Source organism: Caballeronia sp. SBC1 (genome assembly GCF_011493005.1).
Classification (GTDB): domain Bacteria; phylum Pseudomonadota; class Gammaproteobacteria; order Burkholderiales; family Burkholderiaceae; genus Caballeronia.
Genome location: NZ_CP049158.1, coordinates 925,832 through 950,302 on the forward strand (window position 1 = coordinate 925,832; position 24,471 = coordinate 950,302).

General features: G+C 59.4%; 17 protein-coding genes. 7 read left to right on the forward strand and 10 right to left on the reverse strand.

The annotated features are described in order from the left end of the window. Window positions 1–58 precede the first annotated feature (58 nt). Window positions 59–847 (forward strand): alpha/beta hydrolase, encoded by a 789-nt coding sequence (locus tag SBC1_RS31025; protein ID WP_165989112.1) that lies wholly within the window; start codon window positions 59–61, stop codon window positions 845–847. 344 nt (window positions 848–1,191) lie between these two features. On the opposite strand, the gene SBC1_RS31030 is transcribed toward SBC1_RS31025, so the two are convergent. The 3 genes from SBC1_RS31030 to SBC1_RS31040 all read right to left on the reverse strand — a co-directional run bounded on the left by SBC1_RS31030 (window position 1,192) and on the right by SBC1_RS31040 (window position 5,380). Next, entirely contained in the window at window positions 1,192–3,513 is a 2,322-nt protein-coding gene (locus SBC1_RS31030) for a hypothetical protein (protein WP_370469668.1), read from the reverse strand. Window positions 3,514–3,638: 125 nt separating this feature from the next. Further along, the gene (locus SBC1_RS31035; RefSeq protein ID WP_165104100.1) at window positions 3,639–4,763 is read right to left on the reverse strand and encodes a nickel/cobalt transporter; all 1,125 of its coding nucleotides are present in this window, start codon (window positions 4,761–4,763) and stop codon (window positions 3,639–3,641) included. After that, window positions 4,757–5,380 carry a DUF1007 family protein gene (locus SBC1_RS31040; RefSeq protein ID WP_165104102.1) on the reverse strand — a complete coding sequence of 208 codons (624 nt, stop codon included), beginning with the start codon at window positions 5,378–5,380 and terminating at the stop codon, window positions 4,757–4,759. Before SBC1_RS31040 ends, SBC1_RS31035 begins: the two co-directional genes overlap by 7 nt. 365 nt (window positions 5,381–5,745) lie before the next feature. On the opposite strand from SBC1_RS31040, the gene SBC1_RS31045 reads away from it, so the two are divergent. Then, a complete protein-coding gene (locus SBC1_RS31045; RefSeq protein ID WP_165104104.1) occupies window positions 5,746–7,431 on the forward strand; it encodes a SulP family inorganic anion transporter in 1,686 nt (561 codons plus the stop codon). Window positions 7,432–7,609: 178 nt separating this feature from the next. On the opposite strand, the gene cysC is transcribed toward SBC1_RS31045, so the two are convergent. Continuing rightward, complete coding sequence (gene cysC / locus SBC1_RS31050; protein WP_165104106.1) at window positions 7,610–8,212, reverse strand: adenylyl-sulfate kinase; 603 nt, start codon at window positions 8,210–8,212, stop codon at window positions 7,610–7,612. Between the two features lie 1,218 nt (window positions 8,213–9,430). Between cysC and SBC1_RS31055 the strand changes: the two genes are divergently transcribed. The 4 genes from SBC1_RS31055 (at window position 9,431) to SBC1_RS31070 (ending at window position 14,989) form a co-directional block, all read left to right on the forward strand. Further along, a complete protein-coding gene (locus tag SBC1_RS31055; protein WP_206366127.1) occupies window positions 9,431–9,994 on the forward strand; it encodes a (2Fe-2S)-binding protein in 564 nt (187 codons plus the stop codon). Window positions 9,995–10,005: 11 nt separating this feature from the next. Beyond that, window positions 10,006–11,010, forward strand: coding sequence for a xanthine dehydrogenase family protein subunit M (locus tag SBC1_RS31060; RefSeq protein WP_165104109.1), 1,005 nt, complete (start codon window positions 10,006–10,008; stop codon window positions 11,008–11,010). A 23-nt stretch (window positions 11,011–11,033) separates the two neighbouring features. Continuing rightward, window positions 11,034–13,265, forward strand: coding sequence for a xanthine dehydrogenase family protein molybdopterin-binding subunit (locus SBC1_RS31065; protein ID WP_165104111.1), 2,232 nt, complete (start codon window positions 11,034–11,036; stop codon window positions 13,263–13,265). A gap of 569 nt (window positions 13,266–13,834) precedes the next feature. Continuing rightward, window positions 13,835–14,989: a porin gene (locus SBC1_RS31070; protein ID WP_165104113.1), complete on the forward strand. Its 1,155-nt coding sequence runs from the start codon at window positions 13,835–13,837 to the stop codon at window positions 14,987–14,989. A gap of 63 nt (window positions 14,990–15,052) precedes the next feature. Here the strand turns inward: SBC1_RS31070 and SBC1_RS31075 are convergent, their stop codons facing one another. Further along, the gene (locus SBC1_RS31075) at window positions 15,053–16,084 is read right to left on the reverse strand and encodes a hypothetical protein (RefSeq protein ID WP_165104116.1); all 1,032 of its coding nucleotides are present in this window, start codon (window positions 16,082–16,084) and stop codon (window positions 15,053–15,055) included. A gap of 448 nt (window positions 16,085–16,532) precedes the next feature. Then, entirely contained in the window at window positions 16,533–17,858 is a 1,326-nt protein-coding gene (locus SBC1_RS31080) for an MFS transporter (RefSeq protein WP_370469714.1), read from the reverse strand. A gap of 759 nt (window positions 17,859–18,617) precedes the next feature. Here SBC1_RS31080 and SBC1_RS31085 point away from each other — a divergent pair. Then, on the forward strand, window positions 18,618–19,070 hold the full coding sequence (locus SBC1_RS31085; RefSeq protein WP_165104121.1) for a CHRD domain-containing protein: 453 nt from the start codon (window positions 18,618–18,620) through the stop codon (window positions 19,068–19,070). 11 nt (window positions 19,071–19,081) lie between these two features. On the opposite strand, the gene SBC1_RS31090 is transcribed toward SBC1_RS31085, so the two are convergent. The 4 genes from SBC1_RS31090 to SBC1_RS31105 all read right to left on the reverse strand — a co-directional run bounded on the left by SBC1_RS31090 (window position 19,082) and on the right by SBC1_RS31105 (window position 23,995). After that, a complete protein-coding gene (locus tag SBC1_RS31090; RefSeq protein ID WP_165104123.1) occupies window positions 19,082–19,771 on the reverse strand; it encodes a cytochrome b/b6 domain-containing protein in 690 nt (229 codons plus the stop codon). 59 nt (window positions 19,772–19,830) lie between these two features. Continuing rightward, on the reverse strand, window positions 19,831–21,318 hold the full coding sequence (locus tag SBC1_RS31095) for a sodium:solute symporter (protein WP_165104125.1): 1,488 nt from the start codon (window positions 21,316–21,318) through the stop codon (window positions 19,831–19,833). Beyond that, window positions 21,315–21,530, reverse strand: coding sequence for a DUF3311 domain-containing protein (locus tag SBC1_RS31100; RefSeq protein ID WP_165104127.1), 216 nt, complete (start codon window positions 21,528–21,530; stop codon window positions 21,315–21,317). Before SBC1_RS31100 ends, SBC1_RS31095 begins: the two co-directional genes overlap by 4 nt. A gap of 476 nt (window positions 21,531–22,006) precedes the next feature. Next, on the reverse strand, window positions 22,007–23,995 hold the full coding sequence (locus SBC1_RS31105; RefSeq protein WP_165104130.1) for a gamma-glutamyltransferase family protein: 1,989 nt from the start codon (window positions 23,993–23,995) through the stop codon (window positions 22,007–22,009). Window positions 23,996–24,471: the final 476 nt, after the last annotated feature.

Consider the following 24,471-nt stretch of genomic DNA (forward strand, 5'->3'; position numbering starts at 1 on the left):
GAGGGACGGGTGGGCGTGTTCGTCCCATTGCAAACCACAAACTTCCCAGGAATTAAAAATGAAAATCCGTCGCGCTACGTTACTTTTGTCGATCATTGCCAGTGCGTTCATTTCGGTTGGCGCCATGGCTCAACAGCCTCAACCCGCTAAAGGTCCCGTCAAGAACATCGTGCTGGTCCACGGCGCGTTTGTTGGTGGCTCGGGCTGGAGACCTGTCTACAACATCCTGACCAAGGACGGCTATAACGTGACCCTGGTCGAGGAACCGTTGACGTCATTTGCGGAAGACGTAACCGCCACAAAACGTGTTCTCGACCGTCAGGACGGCCCGGCCATTTTGGTCGGCCATAGCTACGGCGGAGCGATCATCACGTCGGCTGGAAACGATCCCCATGTCGCCGGCCTGGTCTACATTGCGGCTCATGCCTTGGACACCGGCGAGACCGAGGTTGGCAACGGCAAGAAGTTTCCGAATTCCGCACACCCGCTCGTGAAAACACCGGATGGTTTCCTGTTCCTCGATCCCGCCAACTACCCCGGCGACTTCGCAGCGGACCTGCCGCTGAAGCAAGCTAAGTTTGAAGCCAGCGCGCAGATGCCGACGTCGGCCGCAGTTTTCTCAACTGCCATGACCGATCCGGCATGGAAGGTGAAACCTAGCTGGTACATGGTCGCGAAATCGGACAAGATCATCAATCCCGACCTGGAACGGATGTACGCGGCTCGTGCCCATAGCCATACCGTCGAGATTGCCGGCGCGAGTCACTCGGTGTATGAGTCGCATCCCAAGGAAGTAGCGGCCTTGATTGAACAAGCTGCTGAGCACGCGCAGGACCAAGCTTCATAATCAAGGCGAAGGGCGACACAGGGGATGGATCGCGGGACGGTTAGATTCTATGTATATAGGAATACTGATGATATGCCGTAGACTAACGTAAACATATCTCCCCGCGGTCCAGTTCCCGCAGGCTTTTGTTGTCACTTAACAAGCGACGCCCCCGGCAAGGTGGCCTTATTTGGCTGCGTCGGTCGTGATTCACATTACTTATTTCGCGCTGGTCAACGCCATAGTGATAGCGTCCTATACCATCGTGGATGGGGCGGCCCCGCGGCTGCGGCAATCATCTTGCCAGGCGTAGTGGCTATCAGACTGGCGTAGCCGCCCGGAGGCTTCGCATCAATGCGGCCTCCTCACTGCGACAGCGTGTTGATCCATAGCGCTTCCGAAAACAAGCCCGGCAGGTCGCCCCAAATATGCGCCGGACCCATCTTGAACGAAGTATCCAGGTCATATCCGATAAGACTCGGTGCGCCCCCCGTGAAATAGAATCCGCCGAGCTTCGCATTCGCGCGCTTGAAGAGCATGAGTGTTTCACCACGCTTACGCCGTACAAGCGCAGGAATAGCGTCGGCATACGACGATTCACGAATAGTGCCGACCTTGACCGGGTCGCCGAATATCGGGCCGCCCCTCATCCGCCATACATTGATATTGGGTCCGTCGCCGCGTGGCTGGAGCACGACCAGATCATCGATACCATCGCCGTCCACGTCGCCTGCGATCACCTTGGCGAACGCGGGTGCGAACTCCGCATAGGTATTGCCGCGCAAGCGGCCGGTAAACGCGCTGCCTGAACTGGCAAGCTGCGTCACGGCCATCGCCGAATTCACGGTTTCTACCGCAATCAAACCGGTGTGCCGCGATCCGGCCACGTGAGCCGGCAGGAAGCGCGCATTCGCGCTAAGCCCACTCGCTTTCATCCAAAGTGCCGGCGCTTGCCCGGTCAAACCCTCGCTGGCAATGACCCAAAGATCGAGTGTGGCATCGCTGCGCTTTTGCGCGATCATCACACCGGCGCGGCCGCTGCCATCGAAGTCTCCGGCTACATATTGCTGCGCGGTGGCAGGCGTCAGCGCGGAGGAGGTCTGGTACCACAAGCGCGGTGCCTCGAAGCGCGTGCCGGTGCTGCGCATCAGCCAGAAAGCCGTGCCGCCGTTGCGTGGTGCAACCACCATCAGGTCGTCGCGGCCCGTACCTTCGAAGTCACCAAGCAGGAAACGCACACTGTCGAAGCAGAGCGTGTCACCGGCGCACGTGGGGGTGCCGGCATGCGGGTTGAACGGCACCGTGTTCAGATACCACGGCGCGGCAGTCGGCAACCGCGAAAAGCCCGCTACCCATACATTAAAGCCCGGCCCGTCCCGGCGACGCTGAACATAAACCGTACTGACCGGTTTGTCACCATCCACGGTTCCTCGAACGTTGCCGTACATTGCCCCGTCCTGCCGCAGGTCGGTCCATTGCGAATGAGGCGTGGGCGCCCATCGCGATTCCGCGGTCAGCGACGAGCAATGCCCAGCCGACAACGCACCGTTATGCCCGGCGAGGCAATGGCCGAGTGGGGTGTACACAAGACCGAAATCCCACGGTGTCCATTTCTGAGCCGCCTCGTCTTTATTGCAGGGCTCTTCAATCAGGTCACCGCCGCGTTCGGCCACGCACTGCTGCGTGGATTCATCGACGAGCTGCGAATTGTTCCTGGTGCCCGGCATGGCCGGCACCGGTTGCCAGTGCCAGTCCTGTGTCTTCGCACCTGAGCAACCGGCGAGCGTCGGCTTGCCGTTCATGCCGGCCGAGGTCAGGCACTGGCTCGAGTACTCGTTGACGAGGTTGCTCGAGCGCGGCCGGAACTCCAGGCCGGCCGCGCTCGAGCTCGACTCGGTCCAGTAACGCCGCGCCACCCAATTGCCGTCCCACTGGTATTCGCCGAAGACATGCTCGCCGTTGTCGTCACCATCGATAGCGAAGTAGGACGCCACGTCATCGCGCTTCATCTGGGTCTCGCCAGCGCTCAGGTTCTTCGGCATGCCGCCGGTCGGATAGGTGACGTGATAACCAATCGGAATGTTCCGGTTGAGGCTCTGGGCAACTACGCGCGTGATACGTGCGGAATAGATGTGATCCGGGTGTTCGATGAAAGGCACGGTGTCCGGATTGAGCGTGTAGATCAAGGTCGCCGGCGCGAGGATCTGCTTGAGCGTGGCGACCGTCTCCGCGCGGTCATAGTGCGTGGCATTGGAGCCGTCGTTGTTGATCGGATAGGTGTTGATGGTCTCGCCCTGGTCCCACATCAGGCCTAGTGGCACCTTGCCGCCGCGGACTGCGCCACCCGGCATCCGCAGTTCCAGCAGGGTCACCCTCGGCTGCTGTTTCAACACCATCTGGTGCACAGGTTTGCCGGCGAACATGACAGTCGATTCGATCCAGTCATCTGCCACGCCCGCCATGCGCGCGTAAGCGAGGCGCGTGCCCTTTTCGCGTAGCTTCACGTAGTCGAAATTTGCGCTGTTGGCACCGCCGATCAGGTGCACGGTCGTGACGCACCAGCCGGCCTCAAGCTTGTCGCTGATGCCCGGATTGACGAAAAGCAGGTCGTCGTCGAGGTGCGCAACAACAGTGACAAGCGTGCCGGCATGGCAATCGGCGGCACGCGCGCTGACTGGTGCGAACAACGCACCTATCCCGATGATCAGTAGCAAAAGCGCAGCAGCCGATGCCCTTATCCGACGGCACATTCGCATCACAACCCCGTATGAAATTTTTCTTGGCCCGCTTGAAGCAGTCACCCGGTCAGACATCATGCGAGCGATGCTGCCTGTGTCCCGGACACGAGTGCAAAGACTTGCCATGCCGCAAACGCCGTGATGAAAATCGCACCGGCAAGCGCCAGGCCGAAACGAATTCGCTCGACTTTCTGCCGCCTGAAAACTGCAGCGCTCGAGACCATGCGGTTCACGGATAAACTCGCCATCCCGATCGCCAGGACCGTGCAAGCGACGCCTGCGCCCATTGCCAGGGACGCGAGTACCCCGACGATAAATACGTGGTTGGCGAGCGCCGCAATCAACACGAAGATAGCGCCCGCGCACGGACGTACACCGACTGCTATGCCCGTCAGGAATATCCGGCTGCTAGCCCGGAACGTTCCGCGTTCAGCGTCAGTTCTGGCCCAGCGTGCACGCGAACGCCTTTGAGCGAGGCTTACGCCAAGATATGCCGCTTCGTCCTGATCGCCCGAAGCGCTTCTGTTTTCGAAGAGACTCACGCGTTTCTTTGGAATGAGCGCCACGCGATCCGTGTCGCAACAATCGCGCCGCGTCGAGATTGCCCATAACGACCAAACGCCCACACAGAGCAACGCAACGTAGCTCGTCAACTCAAGGCTCGACGCCTGCGTCAACACGCCGGGCAGGCCCTCGCGGGAGAGCCATGCCGCGCCGCCGACAAGAACAATCGCGGACAAGGACTGCACCAGCGCGCTCCATCCGCTGAGCAAGGCGGCATCGATAAAACGTGCCCGGCGCGACGCCAGATACGCGCTGACCACAACCTTGCCGTGCCCGGGCCCAAGCGCATGCAACACCCCGTAAGCGAACGAGCACAGTACGATCATCCAGGTGGCGAAAAGGCCGGATTCATTGCGCTGGTCTGCGAGCGTCTCTTGCAGCTTTTCGTTCAGCTTGCTTTGCAAATGGAGGCTGGCCGTGACGGCATCGCGGATAATCGAGGGCATGGCTACCGGCGTGGGTCGAGGCGCGTCCGCGGTGTTCGCCGCGCTTGGCGCGCCAGTCGACGTACGTCCGAAGACGTCCGTGGTTTGAGCAATAACACCCTGCGTCGCAAGCGTCACGGCAGCGGCGAGGCAGAAGCCAATCATCCTGCGATGTCCACGACCGCGCCGGTTACCAAAGCGGGTCAGCACGATAGCCTGCTCGCAAGAGGGATGACAGAGCCGCCGAAAATAGGGTGATCGTGGTCCTCGAACGACGCCGCCTTGCAGTTACGCGGAGAGCCCGCACTGAGCGTCAACACGGGCTGCGCCGCGCTTTCAAAGTCGACGAAAAACGTCTCGTCCCAGACACCGAGCGTGACTCGCTCACGCTTGAAGTCCACTGGTTTGACAAGCGGCAAAAGGAACCGGTAAACAACATGGCCTTGCTCGATGCTGACACTGAAGTTGCGCGCCTCTCCCACGGCAACCGCTCGGCCATCGACAAAAACATGGGTGAAATAATCCGAGCTTTTGAGCAATGAGAACGCCTGTGCCTTGAACGTCGCCGTGTAGCCGGCATTGAGCGGACCGGACTTGGGCATGTTGGAAAAATCGCCAACCAACGAAAACGGAAAGCCTTTCGCAAAGATCCAGGTCTGCTGCATGGCAACCAGCAGCGTGCCCTGCGTCTGGGCGACCATCGAATAATTGATCCACACATGCGGATGTGCCCGGGCCGGAGCAGGAAGGACAGCAAGCGGGAGCCCACAGCATGCGAACAGCAGGTAGCGATACAACCCGCGCACGAGAAAGAGCAGGGACGTCATGGACGGTCTGACTGGCGGTCTGACTGAAAGCCTGACCGAAGGCCGCAGGCCGGGTGATGCATGAGCCTTGGCTTGCAGCGGTTCCGGCGCGGTCCTGGCGGTACACGTTGTTCTGTAATGAACGTAAAGCAGGCCTTGTTTCAGAAAGCTCATCTGCATGTCGCCCTCGTCGCGACCAACCTCCAACACGAGCCCGTTTTATAACACGGCGCTTTTCTAATGCCCAGAATCGAGGGCGATGGCGTCCGGCCGTGCAACGCATTCATCAAGAAACCTTGCTCTTACAAATCAACTTGCGGCACGATGCGCCATGACACCTTTATTTTTATCGCACTATTGCATGCAACATCGTTCGGGGACGCACAATGCGCTTTAAGTTATTAGGGGGCGTGTTGCCGCTTGGCCGCGTTGCGGCACTCCGCGATCTCCTGGCCGGCGTGACCCTCGCGTCAATGGATATCCCGCAAGTGCTGGGCTATGCGCGCATAGCGGGAATGCCGGCCGTGACCGGTCTTTACACGGCATTTTTACCGCTGCTGGCATTCGCGCTCTTCGGCGCGTCCCGCCACCTGGTCGTGGCCGCGGACTCGGCGACGGCGACCATTTTCGCAAGCCACCTGTCAACCATGGCGACGGTCGGAAGTGCACAGTACATGGCGCTAGCCGGGGTCGTCGCGCTGCTAACGGCCGCGATGCTGCTGATCGCCCGGATCTTCAAGCTCGGTTTCCTGGCTGATTTCCTGTCCCGCACGGTCTTGCTCGGGTTCCTTGCCGGCGTCGGCGTTCAGGTCGGCGTCGCAATGCTGGGCGACATGCTCGGCGTGGCCACAGGGTCGTCGCGCACGCTTGTACAGATCGAATCGATAGCCCTTCAACTGGCTCACGTTTCGCTTCCAACGCTGGGTATATCGGTCGCAGTGGTGAGCTGTATTCTCGTTTTCAAACGCCTGTTGCCACGTCTTCCAGTCGCGATGTTCGCGGTGGTTGGCGGCATAGCGGCAAGTTATATCTACGACTTCGCCGGCCACGGAATCGCGGTCGTCGGGCCGGTCGCGGGTGGACTGCCGGCGCTAAGCTTCCCGCTTGCCACGTGGGAGCAAACACTGAGCCTGTTGCCCGTGGCCGCCTCGTGTTTTGTGATGATCATCGCGCAAAGCGTCGCGGCGGGCCGCGTGTTTGCGGAGCGTTATCACGAACCCGTCGACGCTGATGCGGACATCCTGGGGATTGCGGCAGCCAACGCGGTGGCTGCCGTGACTGGGGCGTTCGTGGTGAATGGCAGTCCGACCCAGACCGCCATGGCCGATCGTGCCGGTGCACGCAGCCAGTTTGCGCAAGTGGTGTTTGCGGTTGTGGTCGGCGTGGTGTTGATGTTCTTCAGCAAGTGGCTGCAGTATCTTCCGCACTGCGTGCTGGCGGGTATTGTGTTCACGATCGCGATCGGGCTGATCGATGTCAAGAGCCTTTACGCCATCCGCCGTGAAAGCCCTGGAGAACTCACGCTGGCACTTGTCACGGCCCTGGCGGTGGTGGTGATCGGTGTTGAGGACGGGATACTGCTGGCGGTCGCGTTGTCGTTGCTGCGCCATGTGCGCCATAGCTATCATCCGCACACCATGATGCTTGCGCCCACTCCGGCGGCGGGCGGACACTGGGCTCCCGTGCCTGCCACACCGGGCACCGAGACGGCGCCCGGGCTGATTGTTTATCGCTTTGGCGCCGATCTGTTTTTCGCGAACGATCATTTTTTCGTCGACGACGTGCGCCGCCTGCTCGACCGCGCCCCAACGACGGTCCACTGGTTCATCGTCGACGCGGGCGCTATTACGGACCTCGATTATTCGGCGGCCCGGACACTTGCCGAGTTCTGCGAGGGCCTGAAGCAGCGCGGTGTCAATGTGCTGTTTGCACGCGTCAGCCAGTATCTGCGAGCCGATATGGAGCGTCACGGAATTACCGCAGTGCTGGGAGCATCGCAACTTTTCGAGACGCTGCATCAGGCGCTGGTAGCGGCCGGATTCGATCCGTCTGCAACCTCGAGCACGCATTGAATGTGCATTGAACGTGCCCCGGGCGGGGCATGCAACATAGGCAACATACCTCAGCCAATCATTGCCAGCGGCGCCTGGAACAACGCTGATTGCGGGTCTGCCGGTTCGTTCTCGCGTTGTGAGTAACCACGTTGTCGATCGGCTCGTGGTTGAAGCGGATTGTTTGGGAAAGAGCTGCTCAGGGGCCGCACAACCGGTGAGTAATCAAGGCCGCCGCGTCGGCTACGGAACATTGGGTGGTATTGATGCGAATGTCCGGGCTGGCCGGTTCTTCATAGGGGGAATCGATACCCGTGAAATTCTTGATCGCTCCCAGTCTTGCCAGCTTATAAAGCCCTTTGGGATCGCGTCTTTCTGCAACAGCGACGGGTACATGCACATGTACTTCCATGAACCGGTGAGGTCCGGCAATCGCTCGTGCCAGTTCCCGATCGGCGGCAAAGGGGGAGATGGCGCAGACCAACACCAGCAGACCGGCGTCAGCCATCAGTCGGCTGACTTCTCCTGCGCGCCTGATGTTTTCATGTCGATGTTCGTTGGAAAAACCGAGGTCTCGACATAGCCCGGTGCGCAGAGTGTCCCCATCTAATAGAAAGGTGTGTTTGCCGCTCCTATGGAGACTCAGTTCCACGGCGCTCGCGATGGTCGATTTTCCAGCCGCAGAGAGCCCCGTGAACCAGATGATCCCGGGAGTTTGTCGAAGCAACTCAGCTCGGTCCCTCGCACTCACTGAGAAGGCATGGGGATAAATGTGGGGTGTGCTATCGATTGGCAGATCCATTTAACCTCCACGCCTTTACACAGGGTTACGCATAAGATGGGATGGCTTGAATAGCGTCACGGTCGTGATAGTTCGGTGGCAAGCGAGAGTTTCGATTGCGTAGTTCCGCCGACGTTGGTCCCGCTTTCCCGTAGAACCTCGCACCGCTAGCCCGCTAACGCCTGGCACCAAAATGACATGCACAATATATTCCCGGATGAACATTGATAGAACGCCGGGCTGAATTGAAAGATAGTCTAGTTGGATGCCTCGGCAGGCGTGTTACAGCAAAGGCCACAACCCTTACGCCTCTTTACTGGAAGCATTTTGCTGAAAACCGGTTGAGGGTTCAACCATGATGGCGTAGTCCCGTGCTCAGGCGCGACAAAACCTGTTGCTTGAAAAACCTCAGAACTTCACACTCAACCCGTCCCGCTTCGGGAACCCGGTCGTCATAAAACTCCGATGTCGTGTTACCACCGTTTACGGACACGGCCTTGCTCGATACCGGCTCTTCTTCGGTCAGTCCTGGCCGGCGCCGCTGAAGTATTGCGGCGTGTTGCGAGGGGAAACTAGAAAAAGACCGCGGGATCTGTTCATACACTAGCATCTCGACCATTGTCATCAAGCAATGCCGGCCCTCAGCGGCATGTGCCAAACGCACGCCATTGCCTGGCTCGGGATTACCTATGCAAAAGACAGCGCCAGCAACATCCCCTATATTCCTTCACTCACTATTTCGATCAGGCAGCACGTACCTATTCAATAAGTTTCGTTGTACAGATAAATTATCTTGTTATCAAGAACGATGCTCAGCTTGTTCCGGCGGCACCATTCAAGGAGAGAGTCTGGCGTTAAACCCTGACGTGCTCACGCGTACTGTCGGCGTTCAAGCGGATGGTTCGGGAGGATACGCACGCGGGTTCTGACGTGATGGACGACTCGCTCCCTTCGAGATGAATACAAGACCGATCGAAAAATCGCGCGCGCGGTCGCTGGCGGCCACGCGAGAACTGAGGGCATGCCGGACCGCACGCGTGGTCAAAGCAGGTTCAGCAAATTCCGGAACGACTGCCTATACTAGTGCCGTTGTTACTAGCCACGTTGTTGGTCAACGAAGCGCGCCCCGCTCGGCTCGCATCCGCATCCCTCCGGTACCGGCACCGCATCGGCATCCTGACGAGCGTATCTGCGACGTGACCGACTTCTCCCTGTCCCAACAGTCAGGAGATTTCCGCCGTGCACGATCAATCATCCCCAACCCGTTTCATCGACGAAACCGTCGGCCCTAAATCCGGCGCGCCCGCGCGGCATGCGCGAACGCAATCGATCGAACCCGTCACTATTGCCGTCGAACTTTCGATCAACGGCAGAAATTACGCGCTCATGCTGGATCCTCGCACCACGCTGCTGGACGCGTTGCGTGAGCACCTGCACTTGACTGGCACGAAGAAAGGCTGCGACCACGGCCAGTGTGGCGCGTGCACCGTCCATGTGAACGGACGCCGCGTGAATTCATGCCTGTGTCTCGCCGCCAATCATGCGGGCGACGAGATCACGACAATCGAAGGCATCGGCAACTCCAGCGCGTTGCATCCCATGCAGGCGTCGTTTGTCGAATGCGACGGTTATCAATGCGGCTACTGTACGTCCGGCCAGATCATGTCTGCGGTCGCGTTGCTTGAAGAGCCGGTCGGCCCCTCCGATGCCGACGTCCGCGAAGCCATGAGCGGCAACCTGTGCCGCTGCGGCGCCTATCAGAACATTGTTGCCGCGATCCAGATCGTGCGCGGCAAGGCCTGAGGAGCGCCGACATGGAACTGTTCCAGCTCTCCCGCGCGAACGACGTGCAGGACGCGATCAAGGCCGGTGCCGCGTCACATACTGCACAGCAGGGCGCCGACGTGCGTTTCCTTGCCGGCGGCACGACGCTGCTCGACCTGATGAAACTGAACGTCGAGCGGCCCGGCCGCGTGATCGATATCAGCCGCTTGCCGCTGAATGGCGTTGAAGCGCAGGCGGACGGCGGCGTGAAGATTGGCGCCACGGTGCGCAATGCCGATCTCGCGCACCATGCCCTGATTCGCGACGCTTACCCGGTTCTGTCGCAGGCGTTGCTTGCCGGGGCGTCGGCGCAACTGCGCAACATGGCGACGACGGGCGGCAACCTGTTGCAACGCACAAGGTGCATGTATTTCCGCGATACCGCCATGGCTTGCAACAAGCGGGAACCCGGCTCGGGGTGCGCGGCAATCAGCGGTTTCAACCGCACCCTGGCGATCCTTGGCGTAAGCGATGCGTGTATTGCCAGCAATCCATCAGACATGAACGTGGCGCTCACGGCGCTCGAAGCCGTGGTTCATATCAAGGGAACGCGAGGCGAGCGAAGCGTCGCCATCGACGATTTTTTCCTGCTGCCCGGCACCACGCCTGAACGGGAAACGGTGCTTGAACCCGGCGATCTCATCACTCATGTCACGTTGCCGCCGCCAGCAGAAGGCAGCCGGTCTCTCTATCTGAAGCTGCGCGACCGGGCCTCGTACGAGTTCGCGCTGGCCTCCGCGGCGGTGGTTGTCACGGTGACCGATGGCCGCGTCAGCCATGCGCGTATTGCGCTCGGCGGCGTGGGCACGAAGCCCTGGCGCTCGCGCGAGGCCGAGGCCGCGCTCATCTCTGCAGCGCCGGACGCGCCAAGCTTCAGGCGCGCCGCAGCGGACGCACTCGCCGGCGCCCGGCCGCAAAGCGGCAACGCTTTCAAGGTTGAACTGGCGCAACGTTGCCTGGTCCACGCGCTGACGCTAGCAACCCGCGCCGCCTGATATCGTCGAAAGGAACTCACCCAATGTCTACTGTGCTTGATTCCCTGCATGCGGTCATCGGCCGGCCGCACTCGCGCATCGACGGACCGCTGAAAGTTAGCGGCGAAGCCACTTATACGTCGGACGTCGACCTGCCGGGCTTGCTGCATGCGGTCCCGGTGAGCAGCACCATTGCCAGCGGCAAGCTGGTCTCCCTCGAATTCGCCGCCGCTGAATCCATGCCCGGCGTGCACGCGGTTTTGCATCGCGGCAACATTGGCCGCTTCTACCGGATCTCCGGCAATTCAATCGATACCGGTTATGTGGACGAGGCGCGTCCACCGTTCGAAGACGACATCATTCGCTATTACGGCCAGTACGTTGCGCTGGTCGTAGCGGATACGTTCGAAGCCGCGAGCGCGGCGGCCGCCGCCGTCAAGGTCGGTTATGAAACCACCCCGCACGATGTAAGCACCACTCTGTCGAGCGACGAGGAGCCGAAGGTCGAAAGCGAGCGCGGTGACGCCGCGAGCGCTTTCGATAGCGCGCCGGTCAAGCTCGACGAAACCTATGTGACGCCGGCCGAGACGCATAACCCGATCGAACTTCACGCGACTGTCGCGCACTGGGATGGCGACAGTTATACGTTCTACGAAACATCTCAGGCGATCTCGAACCACCAGGGCACGCTGACCCAGATGCTCGGCCTGCCGAAGGAAAAGGTGCGGGTCATCTCGCGTTATCTGGGCTCGGGCTTCGGCGGCAAGCTGTGGATGTGGCCGCATTCGCTGCTGGCTGCCGCCGCGTCACGCCATACAGGACACCCGGTAAAACTCGTGTTGAGCCGCAAGATGATGTTCCAGAACGTTGGACATCGGCCAGTGACGCAGCAACGCGTACGTCTTGGGGCAAACGCCGACGGCACGCTCACCTCCATTCGCCACGACTACCTGAACCACACCTCGATCCTCGATGCGTATTCCGAAAGCTGCGGCGAAGCCACGCCGCTTTTGTACAGCACGCCGAACCTGCGCGTGAGCTCGGGCACCGTGCCGCGCAATGTAGGCTCGCCTACGGCCATGCGCGGACCGGGCGCGGTGCCGGGACTCTTTGCGCTCGAATCGGCCATGGACGAGCTCGCCGTAAAGCTGAGTATCGATCCGGTGGAGCTGCGCATCATGAACGAACCACGGGTCGATGAAAGCAGCGGCCTGCCGTTCTCATCGCGTCATCTGGTGGAGTGCTTACGCACGGGCGCCGACAAGTTCGGCTGGGCCCAGCGCACGCCCGGCATCGGTTCCATGAAGCGCGATGGCCTGACGCTGGGCTGGGGCGTGGGTGCCTGCAGTTGGCTAGGGCTCAGGTTCTCGGCCGAAGCCACAGTGGACCTGCGCGCGGACGGAACGGCGAGGGTGGTATGCGGCACGCAGGATATTGGCACTGGCACTTACACTATTCTCGCGCAACTCGTGGCGGCGAAAACGGGGCTTCCGCTGGACAAGATAGAAGTGGGTCTAGGCGATACCGTTTTACCGCCAGGACCGATATCCGGCGGATCGGCCGCGACCGCTTCGGTGATTCCAGCCGTTTTCGATGCCGCTCGCGCGGCGATCGGCACGGTGCTCGCACGCGCTGCGGCGGTGTCTGGATCACCGTTCGAAGGCGCCGATGCGGCCACGCTGGCGTTCAGCGAAGGCCGGGTGCATCGCAAGGGTGAAACACCGGCAAGCGGCGTGCCGTTCGGCGAAATACTGGTGGTGGCGAAGATGCACGCGGCGTCGGGCAGCGGCAGTGCCGTGGGCGGTTTCGACGATCCATTGAAGAAGAAATTTTCCATCCATTCTTACGGCGCGCATTTCGCCGAGGTCACGTGGCAACCGGAGATCGCACAACTGCGCGTGAGCCGCGTGGTCACCGTGATCGATGCGGGGCGCATCCTCAACCCAAAGGCAGGGCGCAACCAGATTGAAGGGGCGATCGTGATGGGTGTGGGCATGGCGCTGTTCGAGCACACGAGCTACGACGAACGGACCGGTGCGCCAATCAACAGCAATCTCGCCGATTACATCATGGCGTCGAACGCGGACACGCCCGCGCTCGACGTCACCTTCCTGGACCATCCCGATACGATTTTCAACGAACTGGGCGCGCGGGGTATCGCGGAGATAGGTCTGGCGGGGATTGCAGCGGCGATCACCAACGCCGTTTACCATGCGACGGGGGTACGAGTCCGGCGACTGCCTGTGATGATTGAGGATCTGCTGAAGGGGGGATAGCCCGTACAGGCTCGCCATGCAAGCCCGCATAAATCGACCAAGCACTGCGGGAGCGGAGCAATAAAGGATCGCACGATGGCCGTATTACCGTATTAGTGACGGGCCCAACGGGAATCCGGGAATATTTTCGTATTCAAGATTCTGATTTTCTCTAAACGGAGTACCAGAATGGTGCAAGTTTCCGTTATATAAGCCTGCTCGATCCGTTGCTTAAAACACGAACATAAAGCAATCCACGCTTCGTGGGTTCGCTACGAGACAGCCAGTACCGGAAAACAACAATTGGTTATATGCGTGGTATTGAACTAGTTGTTTTTTTGGTCTAGATTAACTTCGGCTCGCGTTCTCCACGAAAGTTGTTGCCAAACATTTTCAGTGCGAGCTTGAGACCGCGAGCTAGCTTGCGGTCTCTCCCTATTACAGTGCTTTGACGGTATTTTTTCATTTCGTTTATTTCGGAATCTATTTAGGTATACCAATCAAAAAGAGTTGCAATAGCCGGACCAATGAATATTGCCTAAATGCGCTGCAAGCGAAAAGTTTTCCCGTGTCTTAGCGTGGAGAAAGAGATGAAAAAGAGTGCTCTTAGCGCAATCTCACTGGCGCTCCTCGGTGTAGCCGGGGCCGCGCAGGCGCAGTCCAGCGTTACCCTGTATGGAACGATCGATGCAGGGGTCGGTTATGTTAAAACCAGCGAGGGCGGACGGTGGGGGTTTATAGATGGCACCTTGTCCGGTGATCGCTGGGGCTTGAAAGGTTCGGAAGATCTCGGCGGCGGCCTCAAGGCAATCTTCGATTTAGAAAATGGCTTCGATGTTGGCACAGGGCAGTTAGGCCAGGGTGGCAGGGAATTCGGGCGTCAGGCGTATGTCGGCTTGTCCGGTAATAGTTGGGGCACCCTGACTCTTGGCCGGCAATACGATCCGCTTGTAGATATGGTGCAACCGCTCACGGCTGACAATTATTTCGGGAGTATTTTTGCGACTCCGGGCGACGTGGACAATTACGACAATAGCTTACGGGTATCCAACGCCGTGAAGTATGTGTCACCCAATTACTCCGGCTTGCAGTTTGAGGGGCTGTACGCCTTCAGCGGTCTGGCCGGCCGCACGGGCCAGGGCTATACCTACAGCGGGGCTGTCACGTACAACAACGGTCCGCTCGGGATCGCCGCCGGTTATTTCCTCGCCACGAACCCCAGTCCGACCGCAGGCGCGTTCCGCGACGGATGGGATCCGACCGCGTCATCAGACGCGATCTTCGAGGGCGCAATCAACAACGGCTACACGACGGCCAAATCGCTGGGCATTGCTCGTGCGGGAATTCAGTACGCGCTGGGTCCTGTAACGGTGGGCGGTTCATACAGCAACGCGCAATATAAAAACGATGGTGACTCAACCTTCCTGAGCACCGAGAAGTACAACGTTGGCAATGCGTTCGTCAACTACCAGGCCACTCCAGCCGTGTTGTTTGCCGTAGGCTACTCGTATGAGAAGGCGAGCGGCAATACGTCGGCCACCTATAACCAGGCCAGCGTTGGGGCGGATTATTCACTGTCGAAGCGCACTGATCTTTATGCGGTGGGCGCATATCAGCATGCCAGCGGCACCCAACTCAACCCGGACGGCACCACATCGGCAGCACAGGCTTCGATTGGCTCATATGGTTTCAATGGCACGGCGAGCCAGGAGATGTTCATCCTCGGCATGCGTCATAAGTTCTGAGAACGGGGCAGCGGCTTATGAAGAAAAGTACTGCGTAGCATTGTCCCAGGCGCTGCCGCATGTTTAGAAACGGTAGCCGACGCCGGCGAGAAAAACGTCGCTGTCCTTGTTGTAGCCGGTCAGGACACGGTTCCAGGAGCCGCGCACGATCCAGTGTCTCGCGAACTGATAGCTCGCCGTCATGGTGACCAACGCGGAGACCTTGTCCTCTGTGTTCGTGCCGCCGGCGACCCGGTAGGTATCGATGGCAACATAGGGGCCTGCGCCAACTGCCAGCCGAAGCCTCTCGTTAAAAAATCCACGGCTGGCCCATAGTTCAGTTGCTACGCCGTTGCGCCGGGTGAGTGCGGTCGGTCCCTCATCCATCCAGGTCAGGGTCGCGTCGACGTAAGATCCAAACCCGTGCCGAAACTCAACGCTCTTGGCGAACGCGCCCGGCGAATGCAGGCTGTTCACCTCTGTTCTTCCGGCGAGCACGGTAAGCTCGTTCCGACTACCGGAGCCTTGCGCAAGGTAGTCTGGAATAGCTCCGGAATGATTGGTGCCGCCGAGTTGATACCCAATGCCGACCATCGCGCTTGTCGTGGTGATGCTGCGGAATGTGTCTATCCGGTTCACCCGCAACTGATAGAACCACGGTGTGCGTGTGTACCATGTTGCGCTAAGGCTATAGATCAAGGCCCAGCCATGTACGTCGGCATACCGTTTGCCTTCGTCAGACGCTGTTGTGTCGAAAAAATTGTACGCGCCAATTCCGCCCGCCAATGCCAGCCGATCGTTAAACAACCACAGTCGCCGCCAGTACTGGAGAGCGAAACCATCCGGATGATGATCCGTGTAATGCCCCTCGTTTATCCATGAGTAGCTGAGAGCGTTGTAAGCGTCGAGTGGTTGCAGATAGGTGAAACCCCACGAGTAAGTTGACTCGCTTGGCGCGTTGGCACGGCCCACGCCGCCCGACACGGAGATTTCCTGCGCTGCCGAGGGCATCGCGCACAGCAGCGCGAATACGAGCAATACCGGTGAGACGTAACGGCTTGCGGCGTTCGTCAGTCGTGTTGCGCTCAGTAAGCAGGTCGTGCGCAAAGATGACATTAAGGCACATCAGGAGGTCGCCTGGTAGGCGGATTCTAACGGTGCGATTTCCTTGCCGCCCCGGTTTGTCACGTTTGGTAATCAATCCGCTTTCCCATCTAAATCCGCATCCCGGGTGGGCTGATTTCGACGCAGTCGTAAGGCCGGTTCCCCCTTAAGTCTGATGCTTGCCCGGTATTCAGGAGTTCAGTCGAGTACGGCGAGCGGATCTATGCGGGTAGATCTTCACTGGAGCGGCGAAACGTAGCGATATCTTGTCGACGGGTCGCAGATTTTTTCGAACCATCGCTTGGAAGATAGTGTGGAATTCGCAATGAGTCGAGTGCGCATGTATTCAGGAATCCGATTCATATCAGGACTCCTTTGCCGCCGTTATACGAAGCTCTGCCGGGGGGTGACACTGCCGGCGTCGTCCAACGCTCGCAGAGGAACCCCGGCCGTGCACGACTCAATGGTTGATAGTCTCGAGCGCCAGCCCTTTAGTGGAAGGTCCAAGCAGGATCATGCAGATCGCCACCAGCATCGACATTCCGACGAAGACCGCGACGCCTGGCACGCCATACCCGTGCAGCAGTATGCCGATCGCCAGCCCCGCGAAGGCCGCGGAAATCCGGCTCCAGGAATAGACAAAGCCAATTGCGCGCGCCCGCACGCGGGTTGGATATAGCTCGGCTTGATAGCCGTGATACGCATAGGACATGATGTTCGAGGCCAGCGTGAACAAGACGCCGAGCGCGATCAGGATCCATGGCGTGGAGACTTGGGAGAATATCGCGATGACAACGGCCATCGTGAGGAGCCCCCCGCAGATCTGGGTTTTCCGTTCGAGCTTGTCGGCGAACAACATGCCCAGCAGCGGACCAAAGGGGTTTGCAATCGCAATGACAAATGCGTATCCGAGGCTTGCTGTGACATGAATGCCGCGATGGATCAGAAGGGTCGGCACCCAGGCAGCGAAGCCATAAAAGCCGATCACTTGCGCCATGTTGAAGATCGACAGAATGATCGTCCGGCGCCGATAACCCGGTGCGAAAATTTCCTTGAGCGAGCCGCGTCCTTCTCTCTCCGGTGAGATCGTTTGTGGCGGCGGCAGGCTGATGCCTTTCTCCGCGACGACCCGGCGTTCGATGTCCGCGACTATCTTCTCAGCTTCATCGATCCGGCCGTGACGCGCGAGCCAACGCGGGCTTTCCGGAATATGGCGGCGCAAGATCCAGACAACCACGGCGCCAACTGATCCAATCAGGATGACTACCCGCCAATAGTCAAGGCCGAGCGGCCGTGTCCCGTTCAATGCATACGCGAGAAACGCGACCACCGGCACGACAGCAAACGTGATGAACTGGTTCATGGCGTACGCGCGGCCACGCTCCTGGCTTGGAATCAGCTCGGAGATATACGTGTCGATCGTTACCAGCTCGACGCCAATGCCAATGCCCGCGATGAAGCGCCAGATATCGAGCGCGAATCCGGTGGTCTGGAACGCCATGATCACCGTGCAGACCATGTACCAGACCAGCGACCAGGTGAAGATCAGGCGCCGGCCAAACCGGTCCGCCACATAACCCAGCACGAGGGTACCTACCCACAGTCCCGCAAATGTGGCAAAGACAAAGGTTCCGAAACCCGCCACTGCAAGGGGCTGGAGGGCCGCAAAGAAGCCTAGCGACTCTGGTTTGAATAACCCGGACTGGACCATGCCGGGTGCAACGTATCCTGTGAAGAACAGGTCATAGAACTCGAACACACCGCCAAGCGAGATCAGGATCACCATGGTCCAGACCGTACGCGAGGGTGGCAACCGATCAAGCCGTGCCGCAATTTCAGCTGCTTTCTCGCTGGACATCTACGCCTCTTATTTTTGAAAGAACTGTAAAGTCGATTCGCCACGTCCCCCGTGGCTTCTTGTCACGCAAACATGGCAAGACCATGTCGGCGCGCAAGAATGCATTGCAAATCACAAGCATGCCAACCGCGCTCTTCACGCTCTTCGTTCAAGCGTCGATTGAAAATCCTTGAATTTGCCGTAATCGATGAAGCGAAGGATATAGGCCGTCAATATCTTCTCAGCCCACAGGTCCTTCCTTCTACAATCTCGCACATCATTGCGATGTTCAGCAATGCGGGCGAACACCAACGCATGCTCAGCCATTGTCCTTAGCCATTGATACGAGACCAATGACTGCTTGCGCAGCCGCGTGAGGCGAATGGGTGGAGGGCGGTGACTCTTCTGCGTTGCGGCCAGTGCCTGGTCTGATAGCGCGCCAAGGCTTCACGACCGTCGCTATAACGTACGCCCACGTACGCCCGCCTCGGGGCTTCCACGGGGCTTCCACGCTTGTCAGATCACTCATGTGCGAGCATGATCTAGCGTGAATTTGTCCTTTTCTCAGGCCTTGCAGGCGGGGCCGAGCGGCCATGCGGGCGGCTTGCAGGAACGGACCAGTTCGAGTTCTCTCGCCTTCGCTCGCCTTCTTGAAGTAAGCCCAAGCGCCCTTGGCCTAGCCAGGCCATATCGACAGGAGATAATAAAATGGATGTTTCCATCTCGCGACGAGCTCTCATGGTTTTCATCGGCCTCGCATGTGCGGGGGCGATGACCCTGGCGCAAGCGGCGCCGGTTTCGTTCACCGTTCCGCTCACCGGCGCGCAGCAGGTGCCTCCGGTTGAGACCTCGGGTAGCGGCAGCGCCAACATCTCGTACGATCCCGATACCCGGGTCGTCACCTGGGCGATCACCTTCAGCGGCTTGTCCAGCGACGCCACCATGGCGCACTTTCATGGCCCCGCTGCGTCCGGCAAAAACGCGCCTGTGAAAGTCTGGCTCTCAGAGAAGGGCGCAGCCGTCACGAGTCCCGTCAACGGCACAGCTACGCTGTCGCCGGCGGACGCGCAAGAGTTTCTCGCGGGCCAGATGTACGTCAACGTTCACACCAAGGACCATCCCGCCGGCGAAATCCGCGGTCAGGTAGTGCCGCCAAAGTAACTCACACCGCGCTAGAGATAGGTGGCAAGCAGCGTCACCGCGGTGGCGCTGATGACCAACAACAGCAGCGCCAGCATGGCTGACGCCTGCCGGGGCGCGCGGATACGCTCCGGCAGGCGCTTGACGCCAGTGAGCATGGGGTGCAGCAGATTGTGGCCCTTGGCCACCGCGTATACAGCAATAGCCAGCACGTGCAGCGCTACCGCCACCAGCAGTGCGTCCCACAAGATCGTGTGCAGCGCGGTGATTGCGTTGGCAATCGCTGCAGGAACCCATTGGGTCAACGGCCCGTCATCCGCAACGTCGTTGTTGACGTAAAGCCCGCTCAGCGTCTCCCCCAGCAGCAAAGCCAGCAGTAGCAATACCATCCACCCGCCCGCGGAATTGTGTCCCACCTGCAGGTCGGCTTCGCGGCGGAACAAGTGACGCAGATGCTGCCATGCAGCGGCAGGCGCGCGCAAGAAACTATGAAACCGCGCGGTCTCGCTGCCGAAGAAACCCCACAGCAAGCGGAACAGCACCAGGGTCAGCAGCGCCTCGCCAATCCGGACGTGCCAGTCCATCCAGTTCAGCTTGGCGGTCGCATAGGCGGCCACCACCATCACCACTACCAGCCAGTGAAACATTCTTGTTGGCAGGTCCCAGACAAGCACCGGACGACCGCCCTGCGCCTGCGGTTTGACGGGTTCATCAGCATCCATATTGGCCGTGCAGCCTACCTTCGAAAAGAAAGCGCCGACACCTTAAGATCGAACGCTACTCAACGCAGCGCGCCGTCGGTTTTATGCGCAGTACCGCTTGCCACGCGCGGTTGCGTGAGCGCACTGACGACCACGAACACGATGATATTCAACGCCAGCGCGAGGAAGCCAATATTGATGTCCTTCGCCGCGTCGGGGAGGAATGGAAACATCTGTCCGATGCTCAGGTGCATGGTCGTGGTCACCACGACAACGGCTACGCCTGCGATGATCCCGCCCATGGCGCCCTGTTTCGTCGCACGGCTTCGTTGCATCAGGCTGGCGATCAAGGCTGGAAACAGTTGTGTAACGAAGCTATAGCCCATCAGCAACAGCGCGACGATCGTGTTGCCACCCTGCAGCGTGAACCAGATGGCGACGAGTGCCACGACAGGCACGAGCCAGCGTGCGAGCCTGCCGACAAATGCATCGGAAGCCTGACGGTTCATCGCTCCTCGATATACGTCGTTTGCAAGCAGGGTCGACGCCGAGGTAAGAATCATCGAACCGGGGACGAGCGCCGTCAGCACGCCGGCAGCGCCGATCACACCAACGACCCAGGGATCGAAACTCTGAATGGACAGACGGAACAGCGACAGGTCGATGTCGCCGCCTTTCAGGCCCGGCACCTTGAGCGTTGCAGCGAATCCCACGAAGAACACGAACAGCAGGATCAATTGATAGACGGGCAGGATGATCGCGTTGCGTCGGAAGATCCGTTCATCGCGAGCGGTATACACCGAACCGAACGTATGCGGCCACATAAAGAAGCCGAGCGCCGTCAGCAGCACGGTGGACTGGAACCACGACACGCTCGATCCCTTAGCCGGGAAGGTGAGGAAGCCGGGCTTCGCGGCATCGATCGCATGGAACATTGGGCCGATACCGCCGTAAAGGTGATAAGGCAGGTAGATGCCCAGCGCCAGCACCACGCTGAGGATCAGAATGTCCTTCACCACGGAATTCCACGCCGAGCCCCGTACGCCCGACAAGATGACGTAAGCAGTGACGACAAGCGCGCCGATCCAGACGGCGATAGTCGGCGATATCACGCCGTACGAAGCCGTTGCCACGATGATGCCGAGTCCCTTGAGCTGCAGTACGAGGTAGGGGATCAGCGCGACCACACCAACCACCGCGACCAGGACGCCGAGCGCGGGACTGTTGTATTTGCTCGCGAAGTAATGGGGTTGGGAGACGAGCCGATGTTTTTTCGCGTAGCGCCAGATTGGCGGCAGCATCCAGTACGAGAGGATGTAAGCGAGAGTTCCGTAGGCGAGAATGTAGTAGACCGGCGCGCCCTTGCCATAGGCGAAGCCACTGCCGCCGAGGAAGGTGAACGTTGTGTAGATTTCCCCGGCCATCAGGAGGAATACGAACGCCGTGCCGAAGCTGCGGCCGCCGACAGTCCATTGCTCCAGATTCATGTCATGACCGCGCCGCGCACGAACGCCCAGATAAAGCGCTAACACGGTCACTGCAACGATGATGAGTAGAGCGCTGCTCATGAGCGAGCCTCCCCAGCTTCATTGACGGCATGGCGGTTGGCCGGATCCAGCCGGTAGATGATGCCCATGATGATCGCGCTCAGCACGATCCAGATCACGATCCATGCGAGCACGAACGGCATGCCGAGGACAAGGGGTTCAACCTGATTGACGAACGGAATGCCGATGAGAATGCCGATGAACGGCAGCGCCGCCATAATTCGAAAAAGCATGACGAATAACCCCCTAAGGTGCGTAGCTTTTGTCGCGGACCTGATTTTATTTCGCTGACTCTATGCTTTATTCGTTAATTCGGCAAAGTCGATCAAAATAACGCAGGTTTATTGAAAGGTTTGGATATCGCTCGCGAGATGTCACTGGGCTATGCGTCTTATCAACAACCTGGAAATTTGACGCTGCCACGGGAGCTGGCGCGAACGGATGGCTCGGCCGAGATGCCTCTTATAAATATGGATACCTTATCGATTGAACAGGAGAGCATTCCCGATGGAGGACGCAGAGGTGGAGCTGCCGGCTTGCAAGCGGTGTTTTTTGCGACTGCGTCCTTGCTGCTCGTTTGCGCCGGGTTGAATCGATGGGCGAGAGACGAGTCAATGAGACGAATCAACAAGACGAGTCAATGAGGTGACGTTGTTGCCGCTGAGCGGGGCAGGCCGTAATCACCAGCCCCGCTGCGCAGGCTCGCTTCTTAAGGAGCGAAAGTATCCCCCAGCACCACACCCTCCCGGCGCGGATCCGTGCCGCCCTGCAGGACGCTCGACTGATTGGACCCAGTCCGAAGGATCGTATTGACGCCGCTCGCCTGAGCCGCCGTGGAGATGGTGTGACCCAAAGCGACAAGGCCGGCAAGCAAGGGATCGTTCGCACCGCCATTCGAACTGTTGATGTTCGGATGCTCGCCGCCCAGCGTCGTGACCGGGCCATTGCTCGCGCCAAAGTCGACCAGATTCGCTGATTGCTGCGCGTCCAGTCCCCAGTCAAGCACACCAACGACCGTCTTCACGACGTACTGCGGGATCGTGCCGCCGCCGGGTGAACCCGTTGCCATCACGAAATCGCCTTTCGATCCATCGGCGGCGATCTTGAAGACAAGGGTAGGCGCCATCGAACTGCGCGGCCTCTTGCCAGGCTGCACGCGATTCGCGACCGGAGCGCCGGTGGTGTCGGTCGGATTCGCGGAGAAATCCGTGAGCTGGTTGTTCAGTAGGAAGCCGTTTGTCATGTGGAACGAGCCCATGCTCGACTCAACCGTCGTGGTGGCCGTCACCACGTTGCCGCTGCCATCCACGATGGTGAACTGGTTCGTGCCGTGCTCGATCAGCGTTTTATCGACGCCAAGCGGTACCGCGCCGAAGTTGCCAGCAGCAGCCGTACCCATGCTTTTGTTGACGTTGATCAGGGCCGCTCTGCTCTGCAAATACGGCTTGTTGAGCAGCGTGTTCCAGGTGCCATTCGGTGGCGGGATAAAATCGGTATCGGCCACATACTTGTCGCGGTCCGCATACGCCATCCGTTCAGCTTCAGTAATCAGATGAACGCCCTGAACCGTAGGCTTGCCGCCTTCGAGATCCATTGACGTTGGCTTTTGCTGCTGAAGATTAAAATTCTCAAGAATGCCCAGCGCGGACGCCACCGCAATACCGCCGGACGACGGCGGCGGCATGCCACAAATCCAGTAGCTCCGATAAGTCGTACAAATAGGATCGCGCTGTTTCGCCTGATAGTTCGCGAGATCGGCGAGCGTCGTTTTGCCCGGCGTGATCACCGAGCCATCCGCGCCGGTGGTCGTTGCGATCTTCGTCACGATGTCCTGTGCAATCTGGCCGGAATACAGCGCGTTGGCGCCGCTGCTTGCCATTGCCTTCAGCGTGTTGGCGTAGGCCGGATTTTTCAGCAGCGTGCCCAATGCCTTGGGCGAGCCGTCCGCGTTGAGAAAGTAAGCAGCGGCTTCGGGGTCGCGTTTAAGGCTGCTTGCGTTCGAAGCAATTGCGCCAGCGAGCCGTCCACCGATTGGAAACCCATTGGTCGACAGCGAGATCGCGTCGCCGAACAGGTCCTTCCACGCAAGCTTGCCGTGATCCCGCTGCAGCGCCTCAATAAGACGCGGTACACCAATGGTGCCGATCGAGCGACCGCTTGCGCGTGCGCTTGGCTGGGGTGCGGAACGGTCGCTTGTATCGTCGACATAACGAAGATAGTTTTCTGTCGCTGCGCTCGGTGCTGACTCGCGACCGTCGTACGCCTGCACCGTCTTTTTCGATGCATCGTAATACATCAGCACTCCTCCTGATCCGAGTCCCGTTGCTTCTGGAACTGTCAGGCCCAGCACCGCTTGCACGGCAACGGCGGCGTCGGCCGCGGTCCCGCCTTTCTTGAGCACGGCGCAGCCCGCAGCGCTCGCGTACGCGTTCGATGTGGTGACCATATAGGTCTTCGCGTATACAGGCTTCAGGCCGGTGCGATAACCCGAAGCGGCTTCAGGGAGCGAGGGGTCACCCGGGAGATTCGAGCCAATGACGACGCTCGACCCGCTACTGTCCACGGCGAGACAACTCGAGTCTTGTGTGGGTGTTATGGAGGCGGGCTGGTGGTTGTCTGAATCACCGCCGCAGGAAACCAGCAGAAGGGTGGAGGCGGATATTGCCGTCACAAGGGCGAAGTAGGGGGTGCTTTTCATCGTGCTTTCTACAAGTCCTTTTATTGTCGAGTTTTCATGACCGGGAACAGCGGCCGGGGGATGCTTTAATCTGGACGCGTCTCCAGTCCACAGTAAGCCGACAAAATACTATCCAAAACATTACTAAATATCTCCATAAAAATAATATTTGAATGAAATTTGAAATAATTGTCGAAACTTGGAGCGAAATTGGAAACGGACGAATTCGACGATTAGCGCAGACGCGTAAGCTGGCGTGGGGTGGCGTGATGAAAGCCGATGCGACGAGCATGCCTTGCCTGAGCCTTGCACGAGGCGTGGCCAGCGTTCTGCGCCGTCGCTCGAGGAGCCTTCGTGACTGCTTCACGTAGGTCGAGTGTCACGCTCATTCCGTCGTGCATGAACTCGCATTCAGGTGTTTGCAGCCGCAGAACGGCCACGGCCCGCGGTTTACGGCTGAGTCAGTGAGCGCTTATTTTGAATTATCAAAATACATA

Bases quoted from the DNA above. Each gene is read 5' to 3' on its own strand.
- SBC1_RS31080 (WP_370469714.1), bottom strand. From the start codon at position 17,858: ATGGTGATCCTGATCTCGCTTGGCGGTGTGTTCGAGTTCTATGACCTG.
- SBC1_RS31085 (WP_165104121.1), top strand. From the start codon at position 18,618: ATGGATGTTTCCATCTCGCGACGAGCTCTCATGGTTTTCATCGGCCTC.
- SBC1_RS31075 (WP_165104116.1), bottom strand. From the start codon at position 16,084: ATGTCATCTTTGCGCACGACCTGCTTACTGAGCGCAACACGACTGACG.
- SBC1_RS31070 (WP_165104113.1), top strand. From the start codon at position 13,835: ATGAAAAAGAGTGCTCTTAGCGCAATCTCACTGGCGCTCCTCGGTGTA.
- SBC1_RS31095 (WP_165104125.1), bottom strand. From the start codon at position 21,318: ATGAGCAGCGCTCTACTCATCATCGTTGCAGTGACCGTGTTAGCGCTT.
- SBC1_RS31040 (WP_165104102.1), bottom strand. From the start codon at position 5,380: ATGACGTCCCTGCTCTTTCTCGTGCGCGGGTTGTATCGCTACCTGCTG.
- SBC1_RS31025 (WP_165989112.1), top strand. From the start codon at position 59: ATGAAAATCCGTCGCGCTACGTTACTTTTGTCGATCATTGCCAGTGCG.
- cysC (WP_165104106.1), bottom strand. From the start codon at position 8,212: ATGGATCTGCCAATCGATAGCACACCCCACATTTATCCCCATGCCTTC.
- SBC1_RS31100 (WP_165104127.1), bottom strand. From the start codon at position 21,530: ATGCTTTTTCGAATTATGGCGGCGCTGCCGTTCATCGGCATTCTCATC.
- SBC1_RS31105 (WP_165104130.1), bottom strand. From the start codon at position 23,995: ATGAAAAGCACCCCCTACTTCGCCCTTGTGACGGCAATATCCGCCTCC.
- SBC1_RS31060 (WP_165104109.1), top strand. From the start codon at position 10,006: ATGGAACTGTTCCAGCTCTCCCGCGCGAACGACGTGCAGGACGCGATC.
- SBC1_RS31090 (WP_165104123.1), bottom strand. From the start codon at position 19,771: ATGGATGCTGATGAACCCGTCAAACCGCAGGCGCAGGGCGGTCGTCCG.
- SBC1_RS31065 (WP_165104111.1), top strand. From the start codon at position 11,034: ATGTCTACTGTGCTTGATTCCCTGCATGCGGTCATCGGCCGGCCGCAC.
- SBC1_RS31045 (WP_165104104.1), top strand. From the start codon at position 5,746: ATGCGCTTTAAGTTATTAGGGGGCGTGTTGCCGCTTGGCCGCGTTGCG.